The organism is Flavobacterium gelatinilyticum (genome assembly GCF_027111295.1).
GTDB classification, from domain to species: Bacteria; Bacteroidota; Bacteroidia; order Flavobacteriales; family Flavobacteriaceae; genus Flavobacterium; species Flavobacterium gelatinilyticum.
Window position 1 is genome coordinate 344,761 of sequence record NZ_CP114287.1, and the last position, 16,928, is coordinate 361,688.

At 32.2% G+C, this 16,928-nt stretch carries 13 protein-coding genes; 6 read left to right on the forward strand and 7 right to left on the reverse strand.

Annotated elements, in window-relative coordinates:
• Positions 1 to 289 precede the first annotated feature (289 nt).
• The 6 genes from OZP11_RS01310 (at position 290) to OZP11_RS01335 (ending at position 7,857) form a co-directional block, all read left to right on the forward strand.
• A complete protein-coding gene (locus tag OZP11_RS01310) occupies positions 290 to 1,444 on the forward strand; it encodes a M14 family metallopeptidase (RefSeq protein WP_281233437.1) in 1,155 nt (384 codons plus the stop codon).
• Between the two features lie 77 nt (positions 1,445 to 1,521).
• Entirely contained in the window at positions 1,522 to 2,001 is a 480-nt protein-coding gene (locus tag OZP11_RS01315; protein WP_008468989.1) for an Lrp/AsnC family transcriptional regulator, read from the forward strand.
• A gap of 93 nt (positions 2,002 to 2,094) precedes the next feature.
• Positions 2,095 to 4,680, forward strand: a complete 2,586-nt coding sequence (locus OZP11_RS01320; RefSeq protein ID WP_281233438.1) for a phosphoenolpyruvate carboxylase — start codon at positions 2,095 to 2,097, stop codon at positions 4,678 to 4,680.
• A 32-nt stretch (positions 4,681 to 4,712) separates the two neighbouring features.
• A complete protein-coding gene (locus tag OZP11_RS01325) occupies positions 4,713 to 5,228 on the forward strand; it encodes a DinB family protein (protein ID WP_281233439.1) in 516 nt (171 codons plus the stop codon).
• 176 nt (positions 5,229 to 5,404) lie between these two features.
• Positions 5,405 to 6,526, forward strand: coding sequence for a M12 family metallopeptidase (locus tag OZP11_RS01330; protein WP_281233440.1), 1,122 nt, complete (start codon positions 5,405 to 5,407; stop codon positions 6,524 to 6,526).
• 206 nt (positions 6,527 to 6,732) lie between these two features.
• Positions 6,733 to 7,857 (forward strand): matrixin family metalloprotease, encoded by a 1,125-nt coding sequence (locus tag OZP11_RS01335; protein WP_281233441.1) that lies wholly within the window; start codon positions 6,733 to 6,735, stop codon positions 7,855 to 7,857.
• A 37-nt stretch (positions 7,858 to 7,894) separates the two neighbouring features.
• Here OZP11_RS01335 and recQ read toward each other — a convergent pair whose 3' ends face one another.
• The 7 genes from recQ to OZP11_RS01370 all read right to left on the reverse strand — a co-directional run bounded on the left by recQ (position 7,895) and on the right by OZP11_RS01370 (position 16,818).
• Positions 7,895 to 10,000 (reverse strand): DNA helicase RecQ, encoded by a 2,106-nt coding sequence (gene recQ / locus OZP11_RS01340; protein ID WP_281233442.1) that lies wholly within the window; start codon positions 9,998 to 10,000, stop codon positions 7,895 to 7,897.
• Between the two features lie 118 nt (positions 10,001 to 10,118).
• Positions 10,119 to 10,529 (reverse strand): DNA primase, encoded by a 411-nt coding sequence (locus OZP11_RS01345; protein WP_281233443.1) that lies wholly within the window; start codon positions 10,527 to 10,529, stop codon positions 10,119 to 10,121.
• A 9-nt stretch (positions 10,530 to 10,538) separates the two neighbouring features.
• Entirely contained in the window at positions 10,539 to 11,507 is a 969-nt protein-coding gene (locus OZP11_RS01350; RefSeq protein ID WP_281233444.1) for a deoxyhypusine synthase family protein, read from the reverse strand.
• 108 nt (positions 11,508 to 11,615) lie between these two features.
• On the reverse strand, positions 11,616 to 13,019 hold the full coding sequence (locus OZP11_RS01355; RefSeq protein WP_281233445.1) for a type III PLP-dependent enzyme domain-containing protein: 1,404 nt from the start codon (positions 13,017 to 13,019) through the stop codon (positions 11,616 to 11,618).
• A 61-nt stretch (positions 13,020 to 13,080) separates the two neighbouring features.
• Positions 13,081 to 13,260: a hypothetical protein gene (locus OZP11_RS01360; protein WP_281233446.1), complete on the reverse strand. Its 180-nt coding sequence runs from the start codon at positions 13,258 to 13,260 to the stop codon at positions 13,081 to 13,083.
• A 57-nt stretch (positions 13,261 to 13,317) separates the two neighbouring features.
• Complete coding sequence (aroB, locus tag OZP11_RS01365; RefSeq protein ID WP_281233447.1) at positions 13,318 to 14,385, reverse strand: 3-dehydroquinate synthase; 1,068 nt, start codon at positions 14,383 to 14,385, stop codon at positions 13,318 to 13,320.
• 141 nt (positions 14,386 to 14,526) lie between these two features.
• A complete protein-coding gene (locus OZP11_RS01370) occupies positions 14,527 to 16,818 on the reverse strand; it encodes an O-antigen ligase family protein (protein ID WP_281233448.1) in 2,292 nt (763 codons plus the stop codon).
• Positions 16,819 to 16,928: the final 110 nt, after the last annotated feature.

Genomic DNA, 16,928 nt, shown 5'->3' on the forward strand with positions numbered 1-16,928 from the left:
ACTGTTTACAAATGTAATTAAAAAGTTTCAATCATCCAATTATATACATATTTTAATAATACTCGATGCTTAAAACACCTATTTTTTACTTTAGGTGGTTTGCTTTAACTACTTGATAAATAATGAATAAGTAAATTTTACTTAAAGTAATAACAATTGTTAACCGAGATTTACATTTCCAATTAAAATCTGATAAAAATCCTGTTTACAATTATAAATTCTAGTTAATTTTCATTGTTTACAATTGTAAAAATAAAGATGTTTACTTTTGTAAACTAATCAAAACACAATGAATTTAGAAGACTTATTTAACCAAAACAAAGAGCAGTCGATTTCTGGCCGCTACCTGACTTTAGATCACATTCAGCCATTATTAGATAAATTAAATACAAACAATCAGGTTGCCGTTATTGGTAAATCTGTTCTAGGCGAACCTATATATAGTTACCAGATTGGCACAGGAAAGATCCGAATTTATTTATGGTCTCAGATGCACGGAAATGAAAGCACTACTACAAAAGCTCTTTTCGATTTTATTAATGTCCTTAATAATGGATCTGATTTTGCTGCAAAAATGCTTGAAACCTTTACTTTTTACAGTATTCCTATACTTAATCCGGATGGTGCAAGGCTTTACACCAGAGAAAATGCCAATAAGATAGACTTAAACCGTGATTCTCAGAACCTGACGCAGCCGGAAAGTAATGTTTTGAGAGACGTTTTTGAAGCTTTTAAGCCTGATTTCTGTTTTAACCTGCATGATCAGCGTACTATTTTTGGTGCAGGAGATACCGGAAAACCGGCAACAGTATCTTTTTTAGCGCCTTCTTATAATGAAGAAAGAGAAATCAACGAGAATCGTCAAAAAGCTATTAATGTTATTGCCGGAATCAACGATGAGCTCCAAAAATATATCCCGGGACAGGTGGGAAGGTTTGATGATTCATTTAATATAAATTGTATAGGTGATACTTTTCAGTTCTTGGGTGTTCCGACGATATTATTTGAAGCAGGGCATTTTCAAGGCGATTACAACAGGGAAATTACCAGAAAATACATATTTTTCTCACTTATTTCGAGCTTTAAGCTGATAAGCGAAAACGATTTAGTTGTCAATAGAAATTCTGATTATTTGAATATTTCACAAAATAAAGTGGTTTTTTATGATTTTATGTATAAAAATATCAAAATAAATTATGATGGTATCGAAATTATTACGAATTTTGTCGCTCAATACAAAGAAGAATTGATTGAAAATAAGATTCATTTTAATGCTTACATAGTTGAAGCAGGAGAATTGGAAAATTATTTTGGTCATTATGAGTATGACGGACAAGAAGCTGTATATTCTGATGATTATTCTAATATTCCGAAAACGGGTCAAAAAGCAGATTTTTATTTAAATAAAAATACTAAATTTGTTAACGGCTTAGTAAAAAGTTAATTTTTATGTGAATTTGTTGTTTTTTATATATATTTTTATACTTTGTAATAGCAATTAGTAATATTAATTAAAGAATTATGAGTAAATTTCGTTTAGATGAAGTAGATCACCAAATTTTAGATATGTTAATAGACAATACGAGAGTTCCGTTTACTGACATTGCTAAAAAACTATTGATTTCTGCTGGTACAGTACACGTTAGAGTAAAAAAGATGGAGGATGCCGGTATAATAATGGGATCTTCATTAGCCTTGGATTACGATAAATTAGGTTATTCATTTATTGCTTATGTTGGGGTATTTCTTAATAATACATCTCAGACTAAATTTGTATTAGAGCGTATCAATCAAATTCCTTTCGTTACAGTTGCGTCTGTAACTACAGGAAAATTCAATATCTTTTGTAAAATCAGAGCGAAAGATACTAAACACGCAAAAGAAGTTATTTTCATGATTGATGACATCGATGGTGTTTACAGAACAGAAACAATGATCTCATTAGAGGAAAGTATTAATGATAAGAAGCGTTTGATGCATACTATTTTCAAAAATATGTAACAATCCCTCTTGAATGCTATATTAAAATATACCTCAAGTTTATTCTTGGGGTTTTTTTATGACCAATTAACCAACCAACTATAACACGAATTTATGTACACGCTGCCAAAAATTGAACGTTTTAACAGAGACGTTCTTTCTAAATACCACATTTACAATAGTGTTTTCATAACATTACCATTTGATTCTATAGATAATACAGGGGTATTACTTCCATTATTTACAGAAACCTGCGAAACGGGCTTTAAAAAACAGGAAACGCCAAAAGAAATTTTAGATTTTTTCTCTAATAAATTTTTAAGCAACGCTTCTGAAACCGAAAAAATCGATTTAATGTTTCGATTTATTCAGTATATCGAACGTCAGATTGTATTGTTTGATGCAATTGAAGATGCTGCTTTTCCAGAAGTTAATAACATGGAAGGGCGAGGATCTCTTCGCGATATAAAAGAGAAATCTGATGCCAAGGAAAAAGACGATGAACTGGTTGAATTTCTTGAAAACTTCAACGTTCGTACAGTATTAACTGCACATCCTACACAGTTTTATCCTGGTCCGGTATTGGGTATTATAAATGATCTTACCGAAGCAATTCGTCAAAATGATTTATTACAGATCAAACAATTACTGGCACAATTAGGTAAAACACCTTTTATCCAGAATGAAAAGCCAAATCCTTATGATGAAGCAGTAAGCTTAATCTGGTTTCTGGAAAATGTATTTTATGAAACCGCCGGAGAAATTGTGCATTATCTTCAGAAAAATATTCTTGAAGGAAATGCAATCCAGAATCAATTAATAAAATTAGGTTTCTGGCCGGGCGGCGACCGTGACGGAAATCCTTTTGTTACGACTGAAATTACACTGAAAGTGGCAGATCGTTTAAGGACTTCGATCTTAAAATGTTATTACGTTGAAATGAGAAATCTAAAACGTAAATTAACTTTCCCTGGGGTAGATACACTGGTAGCAGATCTTGAGAGTAAACTATATCGTTCTGTTTTTTATTCTAAAGGTGAAATTTTCATCTCTTTAGAGGAATTACTAACGCAGCTGAATAAAATCAGGACTATTATTATTGAAAACCATCAATCTTTATATCTGGATGAAATAGAAGCGCTTCTTGTGAAGATTAATTTGTTTGGATTCCATTTTGCGACTTTAGATATTCGTCAGAACAGTAAAATTCATAATGCAGTATTCAAAGACGTAGTGAATTATTATCAGAACTCAGGTTCAGATATTTTTCCTGAAAATTATTATGAATTAAACGAAAGCCAAAAAATTGAAGTTTTATCAAAAATCAAAGGAAATTTAAATCCTGCTGATTTTGAGAATGAAATTACCCAGTCTACTTTAGAGTCTGTGCATGCTATTAAAATGATTCAGCAGAACAACGGAGAAGAAGGAGCAAACCGTTATATCATCAGTAACAACGAAAGTGCACTGAATGTAATGGAGACTTTTGCTATGATTCGTCTTAATAACTGGGAAAATCCTACTGTTGATATAATTCCGCTTTTTGAATCAGTAGACGATTTACAAAACGCGCACGAAATTATGGAACAGTTGTATACAAATCCAGAATATTCTAAACATTTGAAATCCAGAGGAAATAAACAAACAATCATGCTTGGTTTTTCTGACGGAACAAAAGATGGCGGTTATTTGATGGCTAACTGGAGTATTTATCAGGCAAAAATTTCGCTGACTGAAATTTCAAGAAAATATGGAATTAAAGCTATTTTCTTTGACGGCCGCGGCGGGCCTCCGGCTCGAGGCGGTGGAAAAACACATAAATTCTATGCTTCATTAGGTCCGAAAATTGAAAATAACGAAATTCAGATCACAGTTCAGGGACAAACTATTAGTTCTAATTTCGGAACGCTGGATTCGTGTCGTTATAACATTGAGAACTTATTAAGTGCCGGTGTTACCAACCAGGTTTTTAGTAAAGAAAAGAATGAATTAACGCCCGATGAGACGGAGATTCTGACTCAGTTAGCTAATTTAGGATACGAGAAATATTTAAGTTTTAAAAACCATCCGAAGTTTATTCCGTATCTGGAAAAAATGAGTACGCTGAAATATTATTCAAAAACTAATATTGGAAGCCGTCCTTCAAAAAGAAGCAAATCTGAATCATTAGATTTTGCTGATTTAAGAGCAATTCCGTTTGTAGGATCATGGAGCCAGTTAAAACAAAATGTACCGGGATTTTTTGGAGTAGGATCGGCATTGAAACATTTTGAAGAATCAGGACAATGGGATAAAGTAAGTGATTTGTACCATAATTCTTTATTCTTTAAAACTCTGCTTGAAAACAGTATGATGTCGCTGGCAAAATCGTTTTTACCATTAACAGCCTATATGAGCAAAGATCCTGAATTTGGTGAATTCTGGCAGATTATTTACGATGAGTTTTCAGAAACAAAACGTCTTTTATTAAAAATAGCAGATCATAAAACCTTAATGGAAAACTATCCTGATGGTATAGCATCTATTCAGATAAGAGAACGTATTGTACTGCCATTGTTGACAATACAGCAATATGCATTGTTAAGAATTAATGAATTAAACAAAGAAGAATCTCCAAATGAAGATCTTATAAAGGTTTATGAAAAAATCGTTACGAGATCTCTTTTTGGAAATACAAATGCGAGCAGAAATTCAGCTTAAAAACAAATTTTAAACTTTAATACTTATATAAAATGTACGTAAGTGAATTATTGGAAAATGAATATGCAGGCAATTTTGCAACCTATATCAAACAAGCCGGAGACGGAAAACTGATAGAAGAACTTGAAATTTCGCTGCATGAGTTTATCAGATTTGTTCAAAATATTCCGCTCGATAAATTTGATTATCGCTATGCAGAGGGGAAGTGGACCATCAAAGATATTATTCAGCATGTTATCGATACGGAGCGTATTTTTGCTTATCGCGCGCTGCGTTTTTCAAGAAATGACAAAACACCTCTGCCAAGTTTCGAAGAGGCAGATTATGCAGATAACACCAATTCAGATAAAAGAAGTATTCAGGATTTACTAACTGAACTTTCTGCTGTAAGACATTCAAATTTATTGTTTTACAAAAGTTTATCTGAAGAACAGCTTAAACGAATTGGAACGGCATCTAATAATCAAATTTCTGTTAGAGCTTTAGGGTTTGTTATAATAGGACATGCAAAACATCATCAAAAAGTTTTTGAAGAAAGATATTTGTAATTAAGAAAAAAAAGTCTCTTTAAAAAGAGACTTTTTTTTTGTTTAATTGTTTTAAAATCAAATTACTGCATTTTTTTAACTGGACTATGCTGGTTATTTGTTTTCATTTTTGTTTAATTTGTACTATTTTTCTTATTTTTGTATAAATTTTTACAACTAAAAATAATACAAAAAAAATGAAAAAAACCTTATTATTCTTAGGAATAATTTTATTAGTCTCTTGTAGTAAAGATAGTGTTCCGGAAACTAAAAATGAAGGTGAAAGTTCCAGTCTGGAATATCAACTTTGTTTAGCAAAAACTGATACTACATCAACGTCAAATCCTACAGCACGTGTAACCTATAAAGGTTCTGAATGGGAAAATGGTCAAACAATAAGAATTAAATTTCTAAACGGAAATAAATTTCTTCAAGACAAAGTAAAACAATTCGCAAATGAATGGACAGAATATGCGAACTTAAAATTTCAATGGGTTAACGCTAATGAAAATGCAGATATAAAGATTGGATTTAAATGGAAAAACAGTACAGCTTCCTGGTCTAGAATTGGTGTCGACAGTAAGAATGTTCCTCAGGATGATGCATCCATGAATTTTGGCTGGTTTGATATAAAAACTAGAAACAGCGAGTTTAGCAGAACTGTAATACATGAATTTGGCCACGCATTAGGATTGGCACATGAACATATGAGTCCTTTCGCAAGAATTGAATGGAACAAACCAGTTGTTTATGCCGCTTATGCAAAACAGGGATGGAATGAAAGTACGGTGGATTTAAATGTTTTTTCTCAATTAAATTCATCTAAGACAGATTATACTGTATTTGACAGCCAATCTATAATGCTGTATTACTTTTCTCCTGATTTCACCCTAAATAAATTAAAACTCCCTCAGAATACCATATTATCTACAATTGATAAAGAAGGCATCGCTGCTATGTATCCAAAATCAATAATTTCAACTTTAAGAGAAAAGGAAAGATTAAATCCCGGCACATCTATTACCTCTGAAAACGGCAGGTTTTCATTAGAAATGAGACTTGATGGCAATTTGGTTATTAGTGATCTTCAAAATAATGTTAAAAAAGTGATTTGGGATACCGGTACATTTGGTAAATCTGGTGCTTACGCCTATATGATGCCTGACGGGAACCTGATAGTATACAAACAGGGAAAATATTTATGGCAAAGTAACACCTCAAAACAACCCGGAGCAGCAGCTATAATACAAAATAATGGAAATTTAGATATTGTATTGGATGGCAAAACATTATGGTCTTCTAATTCTGCTCGGAATTAATTTATTTGTACAAAAGAAAGTTTTTAAAGGAGACTTTTTTGAATATTTTAAAATCAGATGTCTTGAATTCTATTTTAATTCAAATAATTTAAAATTCATTAAACATTTAAATCAAATTTATGATATGCTTAATTAATTTTTTGCTTCGATTTAAAGTAGTTATTTTCTTGCTTTTGATGATTGATTAATTTAAAAATTATAAAAAAATGAAAAAAATATTATTATTCTTTGGAATAATTTTACTGGTATCTTGCAGCAAAGATAGAATTGAAGAAATTAAAAATGAAGGTGGAGGTTCGAGCGATGAATATCAACTTTGTTTAACAGAAACAGATTCTGCATCAGTGGCGCCAAGCCTTACCGGACGTGTAAGCTATAAAGAAAACAGATGGGAAAATGGCCAAACAATAAGAATTAAATTTCTTAACGGAAATAAATTTCTTCAAAATAAAGTTAAACAATTTGCCAATGAATGGACAGAATATGCTAATTTAAAATTTGAATGGGTTGAAACAGATGAAGATGCTGATATAAAAATTGGATTTAAATGGAAAAACAATCGCGGCTCATGGTCGACAATTGGTAACAATTGTCAGAATGTTGCTCAGGATAATGCATCTATGAATTTTGGCTGGTTTGATGCAAATACAAGTGATACAGAGTTTAGCAGAACAACAATACATGAATTTGGTCATGCATTAGGATTGGCACATGAACATATGAGCCCTTTTATTAAAATTGAATGGAACAAACCAGTTGTTTATGCTCATTATGCAAAACAAGGATGGAATGAAAAAAAAGTAGATTTTAATGTTTTTTCTCAATTAGATCCATCTAAAGCAGATTATTCTCTGTTTGATAATCAGTCTATAATGTTGTACTTCTTTTCTCCGGATTTTACGCTTAATAAATTAAAATTCCCTAAGAATACCATATTATCAACAATGGATAAAGAAGGTATCGCTGCTATGTATCCAAAACCAACAATTTCAACTTTAAGAGAAAAAGGAATATTAAAAGCGGGAGAATCGCTTACATCTGAAAATAAAAGATTTTCATTAGAAATGAGACTTGATGGCAATCTGGTTATTAGTGATCTTCGATATAATTTCAAAAAGGTGATCTGGGATACCGGTACATTTGGTAAATCTGGAGCTTCTGCATATATGCTGGCTAACGGTAACTTAATTGTGTACAAACTGGGCAAATATTTATGGGAAAGCAAAACCTCTAATCAGCCCGGAGCTGTGGCTGTAATGCAAAACAATGGAAATTTAGACATTATATTAGATGGTAAAACAGTATGGTCTTCTAATTCTGCACAAAATTAATTAATACAAAAAGCCATGTTCTTTCGAACATGGTTTTTTATTTGTGTCTCTGTATAAAAGCAAGTCCAAATCTAATTTTCTCATAAGATAATTTCTCTTCAAAATAATCAAAATATGGCTTTAATGCACTGGGATTTTCTAATTCGATTTGTGCTTTTGCTATTTGAGAAATCTCTTCATCAGAAATAAATTGACTCAAATCTAAATCATGACCGTCAACATATAATTTTGCTAAATGCGATATAATTGTTGTTGGACTTAAATCTCGCTGTTCTGCAATTTCTTGAACTGAAACTCCGTTTTCAAATAATTCTAGCGTTTTCTTATAAGTATTGTCTTTTTTCTCTTTTTTGACAACCGATTTATTTCGCTGAAATTCAATTATTGCCTTTATGAAATCGTCACCGTATCTTTCTAACTTCGCTTTTCCGACCCCTTCAACAGCAAGGAATTCTTCATCAGTCATTGGTCGCAAAACTTCCATTTGTCTCAATGAAGCATCACTAAAAATAACGTAAGCCGGAACTTCTTCTTGCTGGGCAATTTCGTAGCGTAATTTTCGAAGTGTTTCAAAAAGAGAATTTTTGGCAGCTTTAGGTTTTGTTTCTTTAGCTTCAGTTTTATCAATTGTTTTTTTGACAACGGTTGTTAGTTTTACTTTTTCGCTTTCAAACAAAACTTTTTTTGCAAAAGGAGTAAGGAGAATTTTATTGTGCTGGTGAAAAGCAATTTCGCAATATCCTAAATTAATCAGTTGAATAAGGTATTGATTCCAATCGTACCAAGAAACGTCATGGCCAATTCCATACGTTTTTAGCTCTTGATAATTTTTTTCGTAGATATACGCGTTTCTCGAGCCTCTTAAAAAATCGACAATTACAGCTAAGGGTTCAGATTCTTTCAAACGCACAATGGCAGACAAAGCTTTTTGCGCAAGGATCGTCCCATCAAAAAAAGTTGGAGGATTTTTGCAAATATCGCAGTTTCCGCAATTCTCGGTTACCAATTCGCCGAAATAAGAAAGTAAAATTTTTCTACGACAGCTTACCGCATCAGCATATTGTTTCATACGCTCTAATTTTGCAAGCTGTACATCTGCATTTAATCCTTCAGAAGCAAATTTCTGAAGCTGGATTACATCGGCATAACTTTCAAACATAACTGTTTCAGCAGGCAGTCCGTCACGTCCTGCACGACCAATTTCCTGATAGTAACCTTCAATATTTTTAGGCAGGTTATAATGAATCACCCAGCGTACATTCGATTTATCAATCCCCATTCCAAAAGCAATTGTTGCACAAACTACCTGACAATCATCATTTATAAACTGATCCTGCGTTTTAGCCCTCTTTACGTTGTCCAGACCTGCATGATATGGCTTTGCCTTAATTCCGTTTTTAGATAATTTTTCAGCAAGTTCTTCGGTTGTTTTTCGGCTTAAACAATAAATAATTCCGGATTCGTTAGGTTTATTCTCTATAAAATCAATAATTTGTTTTACGCGATCTAAAGCCGGACGCACTTCCAGGCTTAAATTTTTACGGTCAAAAGAAGCGACAAAAGTTTTAGGATTTTTTAGATTAAGCTGTTTTGCAATGTCTGCACGCGTTGCTTTATCTGCCGTTGCAGTCAGAGCAAGTACAGGAGTAGAAGGGAAGCGGTTTTTTAAATATCCTAAATTGGTATAAGCCGGTCTGAAATCATGACCCCATGATGAAATACAATGTGCTTCGTCAATCGCAATTAAACTAATTGTAAGTTCATTAAAAATATTGTCAAGATAAGACAAACTTTCTGGTGCGATATATACTAGTTTAAAAGTATTTGATTTTAGATTGTCGATATAAAACTGCTGTTCCTGTGATGACTGGCTGCTGTTAATATAACAAGCAGAAATCCCATTGGTTTTTAAGCTGTCAACCTGATCTTTCATTAATGCAATCAAGGGTGAAATTACAATAGTTATTCCGGGTAAAACGAGGGCAGGAAGCTGAAAACAAATTGACTTTCCGCCTCCTGTGGGCATAATTGCCAGTGTATCTTGTCCTGATATAACAGTATTTATAATAGTTTCCTGATTAGGTCGGAATTTTTCAAAACCAAAATTTTCTTTCAGTTTGGCATGTAGTTTTTCTGAATTCATTCGGCAAATAATTTCTATTTCAAAGCTTTAAATATAGTAATTTTCTTATTTATTTTTTTATGCTTGAATAAAAAAAGGAACTCAATTCGAGTTCCTTTATATATTTCAAAGAAAATGATTAATCTTCTTCGTCTTCATCATCGTCATCGTCAGCTATATCCTCTCTGTCTTCGTCATCGTCTTCATCATCTCCACCATCAGTATCCGGTTTATCCTGATTATCGTCATCATCATCGTCATCATCGGCTTCGTCATCAAGATCAAGACCTTTTACTGGTTCGATTGTATCCACATCAAGATCCATATCGTCATCTTCATCATAATTTTCGATTCTGTCAGCCAGCTTAGTACTGATTTTTACTAAATAAATAGTGTCTTCGGTACGAACTTCAACAGCTTCTACTAATTCGTTTTTAGCGTTTCTGAAACGGATCACATCCGAATCGTCATAACCATCAGGAAACTTTTCAACCAAAAGGTTTAAAATTTCGTTTGTCAGTTTGGCGTAGTCTACTATAACTCTTTTCATAAAAATATCCTATAAATCTAATAAATATGCAAAAATTAATGGTGCAACGATTGTAGCATCCGATTCAATTATAAATTTAGGGGTATTAATATCTAATTTACCCCAAGTGATTTTCTCATTTGGCACAGCACCTGAGTAAGATCCATAACTGGTTGTAGAATCAGAAATCTGGCAGAAATAGTTCCAGAAAGGTACATCATGCATTTCCATATCCTGATATAACATTGGTACAACGCAAATAGGGAAATCTCCTGCAATACCACCGCCAATTTGGAAGAATCCAATTCCGTTTTCGCTGTTTTTTGTGTACCAGTCAGCAAGGAAAGTCATATATTCAATACCTGATTTCATTGTTGATGCTTTCAGATCACCTTTTATTACATAAGAAGCAAAGATATTACCCATTGTACTATCTTCCCATCCCGGAACAATAATTGGAAGGTTTTTTTCGGCTGCAGCGTACATCCAGCTGTCTTTTATGTCAATTTCATAGTATTCTTCTAAAACACCTGATAATAACATTTTGTACATAAATTCATGAGGGAAATAACGTTCTCCTTTATCATCTGCATCTTTCCAGATTTTATAGATGTGTTTTTGTAAACGTCTAAAAGCTTCATGCTCAGGAATACAAGTGTCGGTAACACGGTTTAAACCTCTTTCAAGTAAAGCCCATTCGTCTTGTGGCGTCAAATCACGGTAGTTAGGCACTCTTTCATAATGAGAGTGTGCTACTAAGTTCATGATATCTTCTTCTAGATTGGCTCCAGTACATGAAATAATTTGTACTTTATCTTGTCTAATTATTTCTGCAAAAATTTTACCTATTTCGGCTGTACTCATAGCACCGGCCATACTTACCAACATTTTAGAACCATTTGCCAATTGTTGTTCGTATCCTTTGGCTGCGTCTACAAGTGAAGCAGAATTAAAGTGTAAATAATGTTTTTCAATAAACTGACTGATTGGTCCTTTCATTACTTTGTTTTTTTATTTTTTTTTTTGAATTAAAAGTTTTTCAACCTTTTTACCTTATATGCAAATTAAGAATTTTATAGTTATTAAAATTTAATTTGCAGATTTTTTTTACATTTTTTTCTTATAGCCTAAAATTTTCAAAACATCATCTGATGTCTGCTGTTCCGAAAATACTTCTGTAGCCAGAATGCCATTTTCGTCACGATCAATTAAAATATGTTTAGGCTGAGGAATCAGACAGTGGTGTAATCCACCGTAACCGCCAATAGTTTCCTGATATGCTCCAGTATTAAAGAAACCAATATACAATGGCTTTTCTTTGTTGTATTTAGGCAGATAAATGGCGTTCATGTTTTGCTCTGAATTGTAATAATCATCGCTGTCACAAGTTAAACCACCCAGCAGAACCCGCTCATAAGTATCATTCCAACGGTTAATCGCAAGCATAATAAAACGTTTGTTGATTGCCCATGTATCCGGCAGAGTAGTAATGAAAGATGAATCGATCATGTTCCATTTTTCTCTGTCGTTTTGCTGTTTTTGATACAAAATCTGATAAATAGCGCCGCCACTTTCGCCTACTGTAAAGGAACCAAATTCTGTAAAAATATTTGGAACATCAACTTCTGCTTCATCGCAGGCTATTTTAATCTGATTGATAATTTCATCAATCATATATTGATAATCGTATTCGAATGCAAGTGAGTTTTTAATAGGGAAACCACCTCCAATATTTAAACCATCAAGAGTAGGACATTCTTTTTTTAATGCAATATATACTTTGATACATTTTACAAGCTCATTCCAATAATAAGATGTATCGTTGATTCCGGTGTTAATGAAAAAGTGAAGCATTTTAAGCTCTAATTTATCATTTTCCTGAATTTGTTTTTTATAGAAAGAAACGATGTTTTTGTAACCAATTCCTAATCTTGATGTATAAAATTCAAATTTAGGTTCTTCTTCGGCAGCAATACGAATTCCTATTTTAAATTTTCCTTTTATTTCTCCCTGAAGCAGGTCCAGTTCTTCGTAATTATCAATAATTGGAATTGTATTTTTATGTCCGTTATTGATTAATCTTGCAATATTAGAAATATATTCGTCTCTCTTGAAACCATTACAAATAACATACGTGCTTTTGTTGATTTTTCCGTTTTCAAGCAGGTTTTCAACTATATTGACATCAAACGCTGATGATGTTTCTATATGGATGTTATTTTTGAAAGCTTCATTCATGATATATTCAAAATGCGAGCTTTTTGTACAATAACAATAATAGTATTTTGCCTCATACTTATTTTTTTCCATTGACTTTCTGAACCAGGATTTTGCCTTATTGATATTTTCAGAAATCTGCGGCAGGTATGTAAACTTCAAAGGAGTTCCGTATTGTTCTACTAACTTCATCAAATCGATGTTGTGAAACAAAAGGTTGTCTTTGTTTAGTTTAAATTCCTCCTGAGGGAAATAGTAAGTTTGATTTATAAGATCAGAATATTTTGTATTCATTTAATTTTCAATATTTTAATTTGTTATTTAAATTTAGTAAAAACGGTGCTAAATCCAAAATTCAAACTCTAATATTGGCAAATACAATCTGCAGTTTTTCATGTTCTGCTTTTGAGTATTGGAAAACATCAAAACAAAACGGACTTTTGCTATTGTAAAAACGGTTCAACATTCTTAGTAAAGAACTGTTGAGTCGGTTTCTGTAAGAGCTGAAATGTCTTTGTTTTTTGTTTGTTTTCATCGAGGCAAATGTAAAAAATAAAATATACCAAAAGCAATGCTTTTGATTAAAAAAAAATTAAGATTTATAATCCTGAAACGCTTCCAGAATCAATTTATTTTCAACAGATTGGTTAATTTTTATTTTTCCGATTCCTTCGATTAATGCAAATTGAATTAATCCGTATTCATTTTTTTTGTCATGAACCAGTAATTCAAGAATTGGATCTATGTCATTTTCTTCAAATTTCACATCATCATAAATAGACTGAATCGAGGTTTTTATCTCCAGATATTCTGCTGCAGTAAGTAAGTTTTTTTTCCAGGAAATAAAAGCTTCCAAAATCATCCCCACAGCAATTGCTTCTCCATGCAGCAATGTTTTCTTTGATTCGTTTTCCAGGAAATAACTTTCAATAGCATGTCCAAGTGTATGGCCAAAATTAAGGGCCTTACGAATATTTTTTTCTGTAGGATCCTGAATTACAATATCGTTTTTAATTTCAACCGAACGATAAATCAATTCATCGAAATCGGCATAATCAACAGATTCAAGGTTTGAGAATTGTTTCCAGTATGCTGCATCATAAATCAGTCCGTGTTTTAGCATTTCAGCAAGACCTGAACGCATTTCAGTTTGCGGCAAAGTTTCAAGATACTGAGTATCGATTAGAACCATCTGAGGTACATTAATAACGCCAATCTGATTTTTTAAATTACCTAAATCAACTCCGGTTTTTCCTCCAACAGAGGCATCAACCATAGATAATAGAGTAGTAGGAATATTGATAAAATCAACACCTCTTTTAAATGTAGAAGCCACAAATCCTCCAAGATCCGTAACTACACCGCCTCCTAAGTTTATGATAAGCGATTTCCTGTCAGCACCCAGTTCAGTCAGCACATTCCAGATTTCGATGCAGGTATCAATATTTTTATTGGCTTCTCCGGCTTCAAATTCGATAATTTCGATATTCAGATCTGTTTCCAGAAGGGGCAGGAATTTAGGAAGACAAAAATCATTGGTCTTGTCATCTACTATGATAAATAAGTTAGAGTACTTAGTGTTTCTTAGGTGTTTGTTTAACTCTTCATAGGCATTGTGGTTAAAATGCACGAAATAGTTATTGGCTTGAATAGATTGCATAATTCTTTAGTTAATTGAAAGCGCAAAATAAGGCAATTTTGAGTAAATAATATTTAAAACATGAATATTATTGTATAGGCAACCTCAAAAAAAGATCTGATAAAAAATATTCTCTTTTATCAGATCTTTTTATCAAAAAGTCTATTTGCAGTTTTCAATTATTTGAGATCTGGCATCTGTAAAGTTCTTTGAGCTTGAAATATTGAAATACTTGCAAGCATTCACTTTGTCATTTATTTTCAGGTAACAATTTGCTACAAAAAACTCTGTTCGGCCTGAATCAAACTGTCTTAACTCTAAAGCTTTTAAAAAGTAACCTAAAGACTGCCTGTAATCTTGTAGATTGTAATAATAAAAAGCGAGATACTGCATTATATCTGCATTAGAAGGATCAGCCTTGAGGGCTTTGTTATAAAATTCCAACGCTTTTAATTTATTATTTACTTTTAAAAAAGCCTGTGCCTGATCAAGATATTCGACAGCTGCTATATCGCTTTTTTTCTTAAGCAGTGTGCTGTCTCCAGGAAATTCTTTGATTCCTTTTTCTATAAAAAGAAGCAGTTTCTTCTTATTGTATTTTGTTTTTTGAAGTTCATTTGCTGCAATTTTCCAGGCTTCCGGAATATTTCTGTACTGTGTAAAAGTTTTATGCTGCTTTAAAATTTCTGTCGTATCACTTTTTGCTCTTGCAAATTGAGTTGACATTGTGTAAAAATTAATATTTCTAGGGCGAAGATAAAATGCCTGTTTGGCATAAACAAAAGCACTATCCATATTTCCTTTGGTATTAGAAATAAGTGATTTATAAAAATAGATTCTTCCAAAATGCGGGTTTATCTTATCTGCTTTAGTAAGATACTTTAACGCCTGATCCATTTTGTTTTCATTGTAATAATAAATTCCGGCATATTCATAAAACGATTCAGCCGTAGTTAATGTGTTTTTATATTTAGGCAGACGTTTTATTACTTCATCTCCTGTAAGGATAGTATTTTTATACCCTGAAGCATCATCCTTTTTTATAAGGAATTCTAATGCAGATGCTTTATATCCTAAATTAGCAAAATAGATAGTTACCAAACTTACAATTACAATAACCCAGTAAAAACTATTTTTCAGCAATATTGTTTCTGAAGTATTTGAACGTACTTCATTAATAATAGTAAAAAGCATTGTAAAACATAAAAAAATCATCATAGTAGGTTTGAACATTGGAAAGTTCAACAAAGAGTCCATTCCGTAAACTACTATTAACATTAAGCTAAGCATTGCAAGGGACTGAGTTTCTATTTGATCGGATTTGAAAAATCTTTTCAAATTAATAATACCAATTATAACAAATAAGGAAAGGTAAATCAAACCATTAAAAAAACCTGTTTCTGCGGTAATTTCCAGAAAATCGTTGTGTGTATGTAAGGAAATAGTTGAGTTGTCATTTTGCGTTTTTTCGTAAGGAATAGATTCTACTTTATAATTTCCAAGTCCAACTCCCAAAAGAGGGTTTGCATTAGCCATCTCAAATGTGTTTTTCCAGGTAACTAATCGGGCTCTTGTAGAAGCGTCTTTTGTGTTAATCTGTTCCATCCTGTTTGTTAATGAAACATAACGGCCATTTTGGCTTGCTTTTTTTAATATTGATCCGCTTATTGCAATTGTTATTGCTATTGGAATGACCAAAATAAGCGTCTTTATGATGGTTGATTTATTAAATGAATTAATTTTAAAATTGTACAATGCAAAAAGTATATAAAGCAGTATCATACTGATTATAGCGGTTCTTGCAGCCGTTAGGAAGATGGTAGTTGTAACCAGAAGCAGTGTAATAATCAAAAAAATCCTCTTTTTTGGTAAATAATGAGCAAAACCTAATAATATAAAAGGAATTTTTATAGTTAAGCTCGCAGCCAGAATGTTTATATTTCCCGTACTCAGGGCCAAATCAGAAAGAGCAGCTGTAATTGACGCTTTATCAAAGTTTCTTTTAAAGTGAAAAAGTTCTATCGCAGATTGTAAAAACGCTACAATACACACTATTAGAATAATTTTTGGTAAAAGATGCAGTCTGTTTTTTAAAAGAAATGTAAAATTGACAAGAATACAGAATGCTATGATAAGTTCGATAAACTTTTCTAAAACCAATGTGGTGTTGACTGCGCTGGCAAAGGAAAACCCGCAAAGAATAACAAAAATGGAAAAGAACCAAAATACGTATGATCTTTTTAAAGAACCAGTCATATCTGCCGTGATAAACTTTGCTTTTACTGCAATGTATAGGGCTATAACCGAATTTAGTCCTGCTAAATACAAGAATTGCGGATAGGCAATATCTTCATTTGCGGAATGCGGTAAGAAATCAATAATCAAAAGCATCAGAACAAATACAATTACTATATTATCTGAAATATTTTCCAAATTCTTGCTACTACTTTTCATATGATAAGCGATCTAGTTTTCTATTTTTTGCAAAAATAAGTAAAATATAAATAAAATCTTACTTTATGATCAAAAATCATTCATTATTATATTGTCATATTAAAAAAATA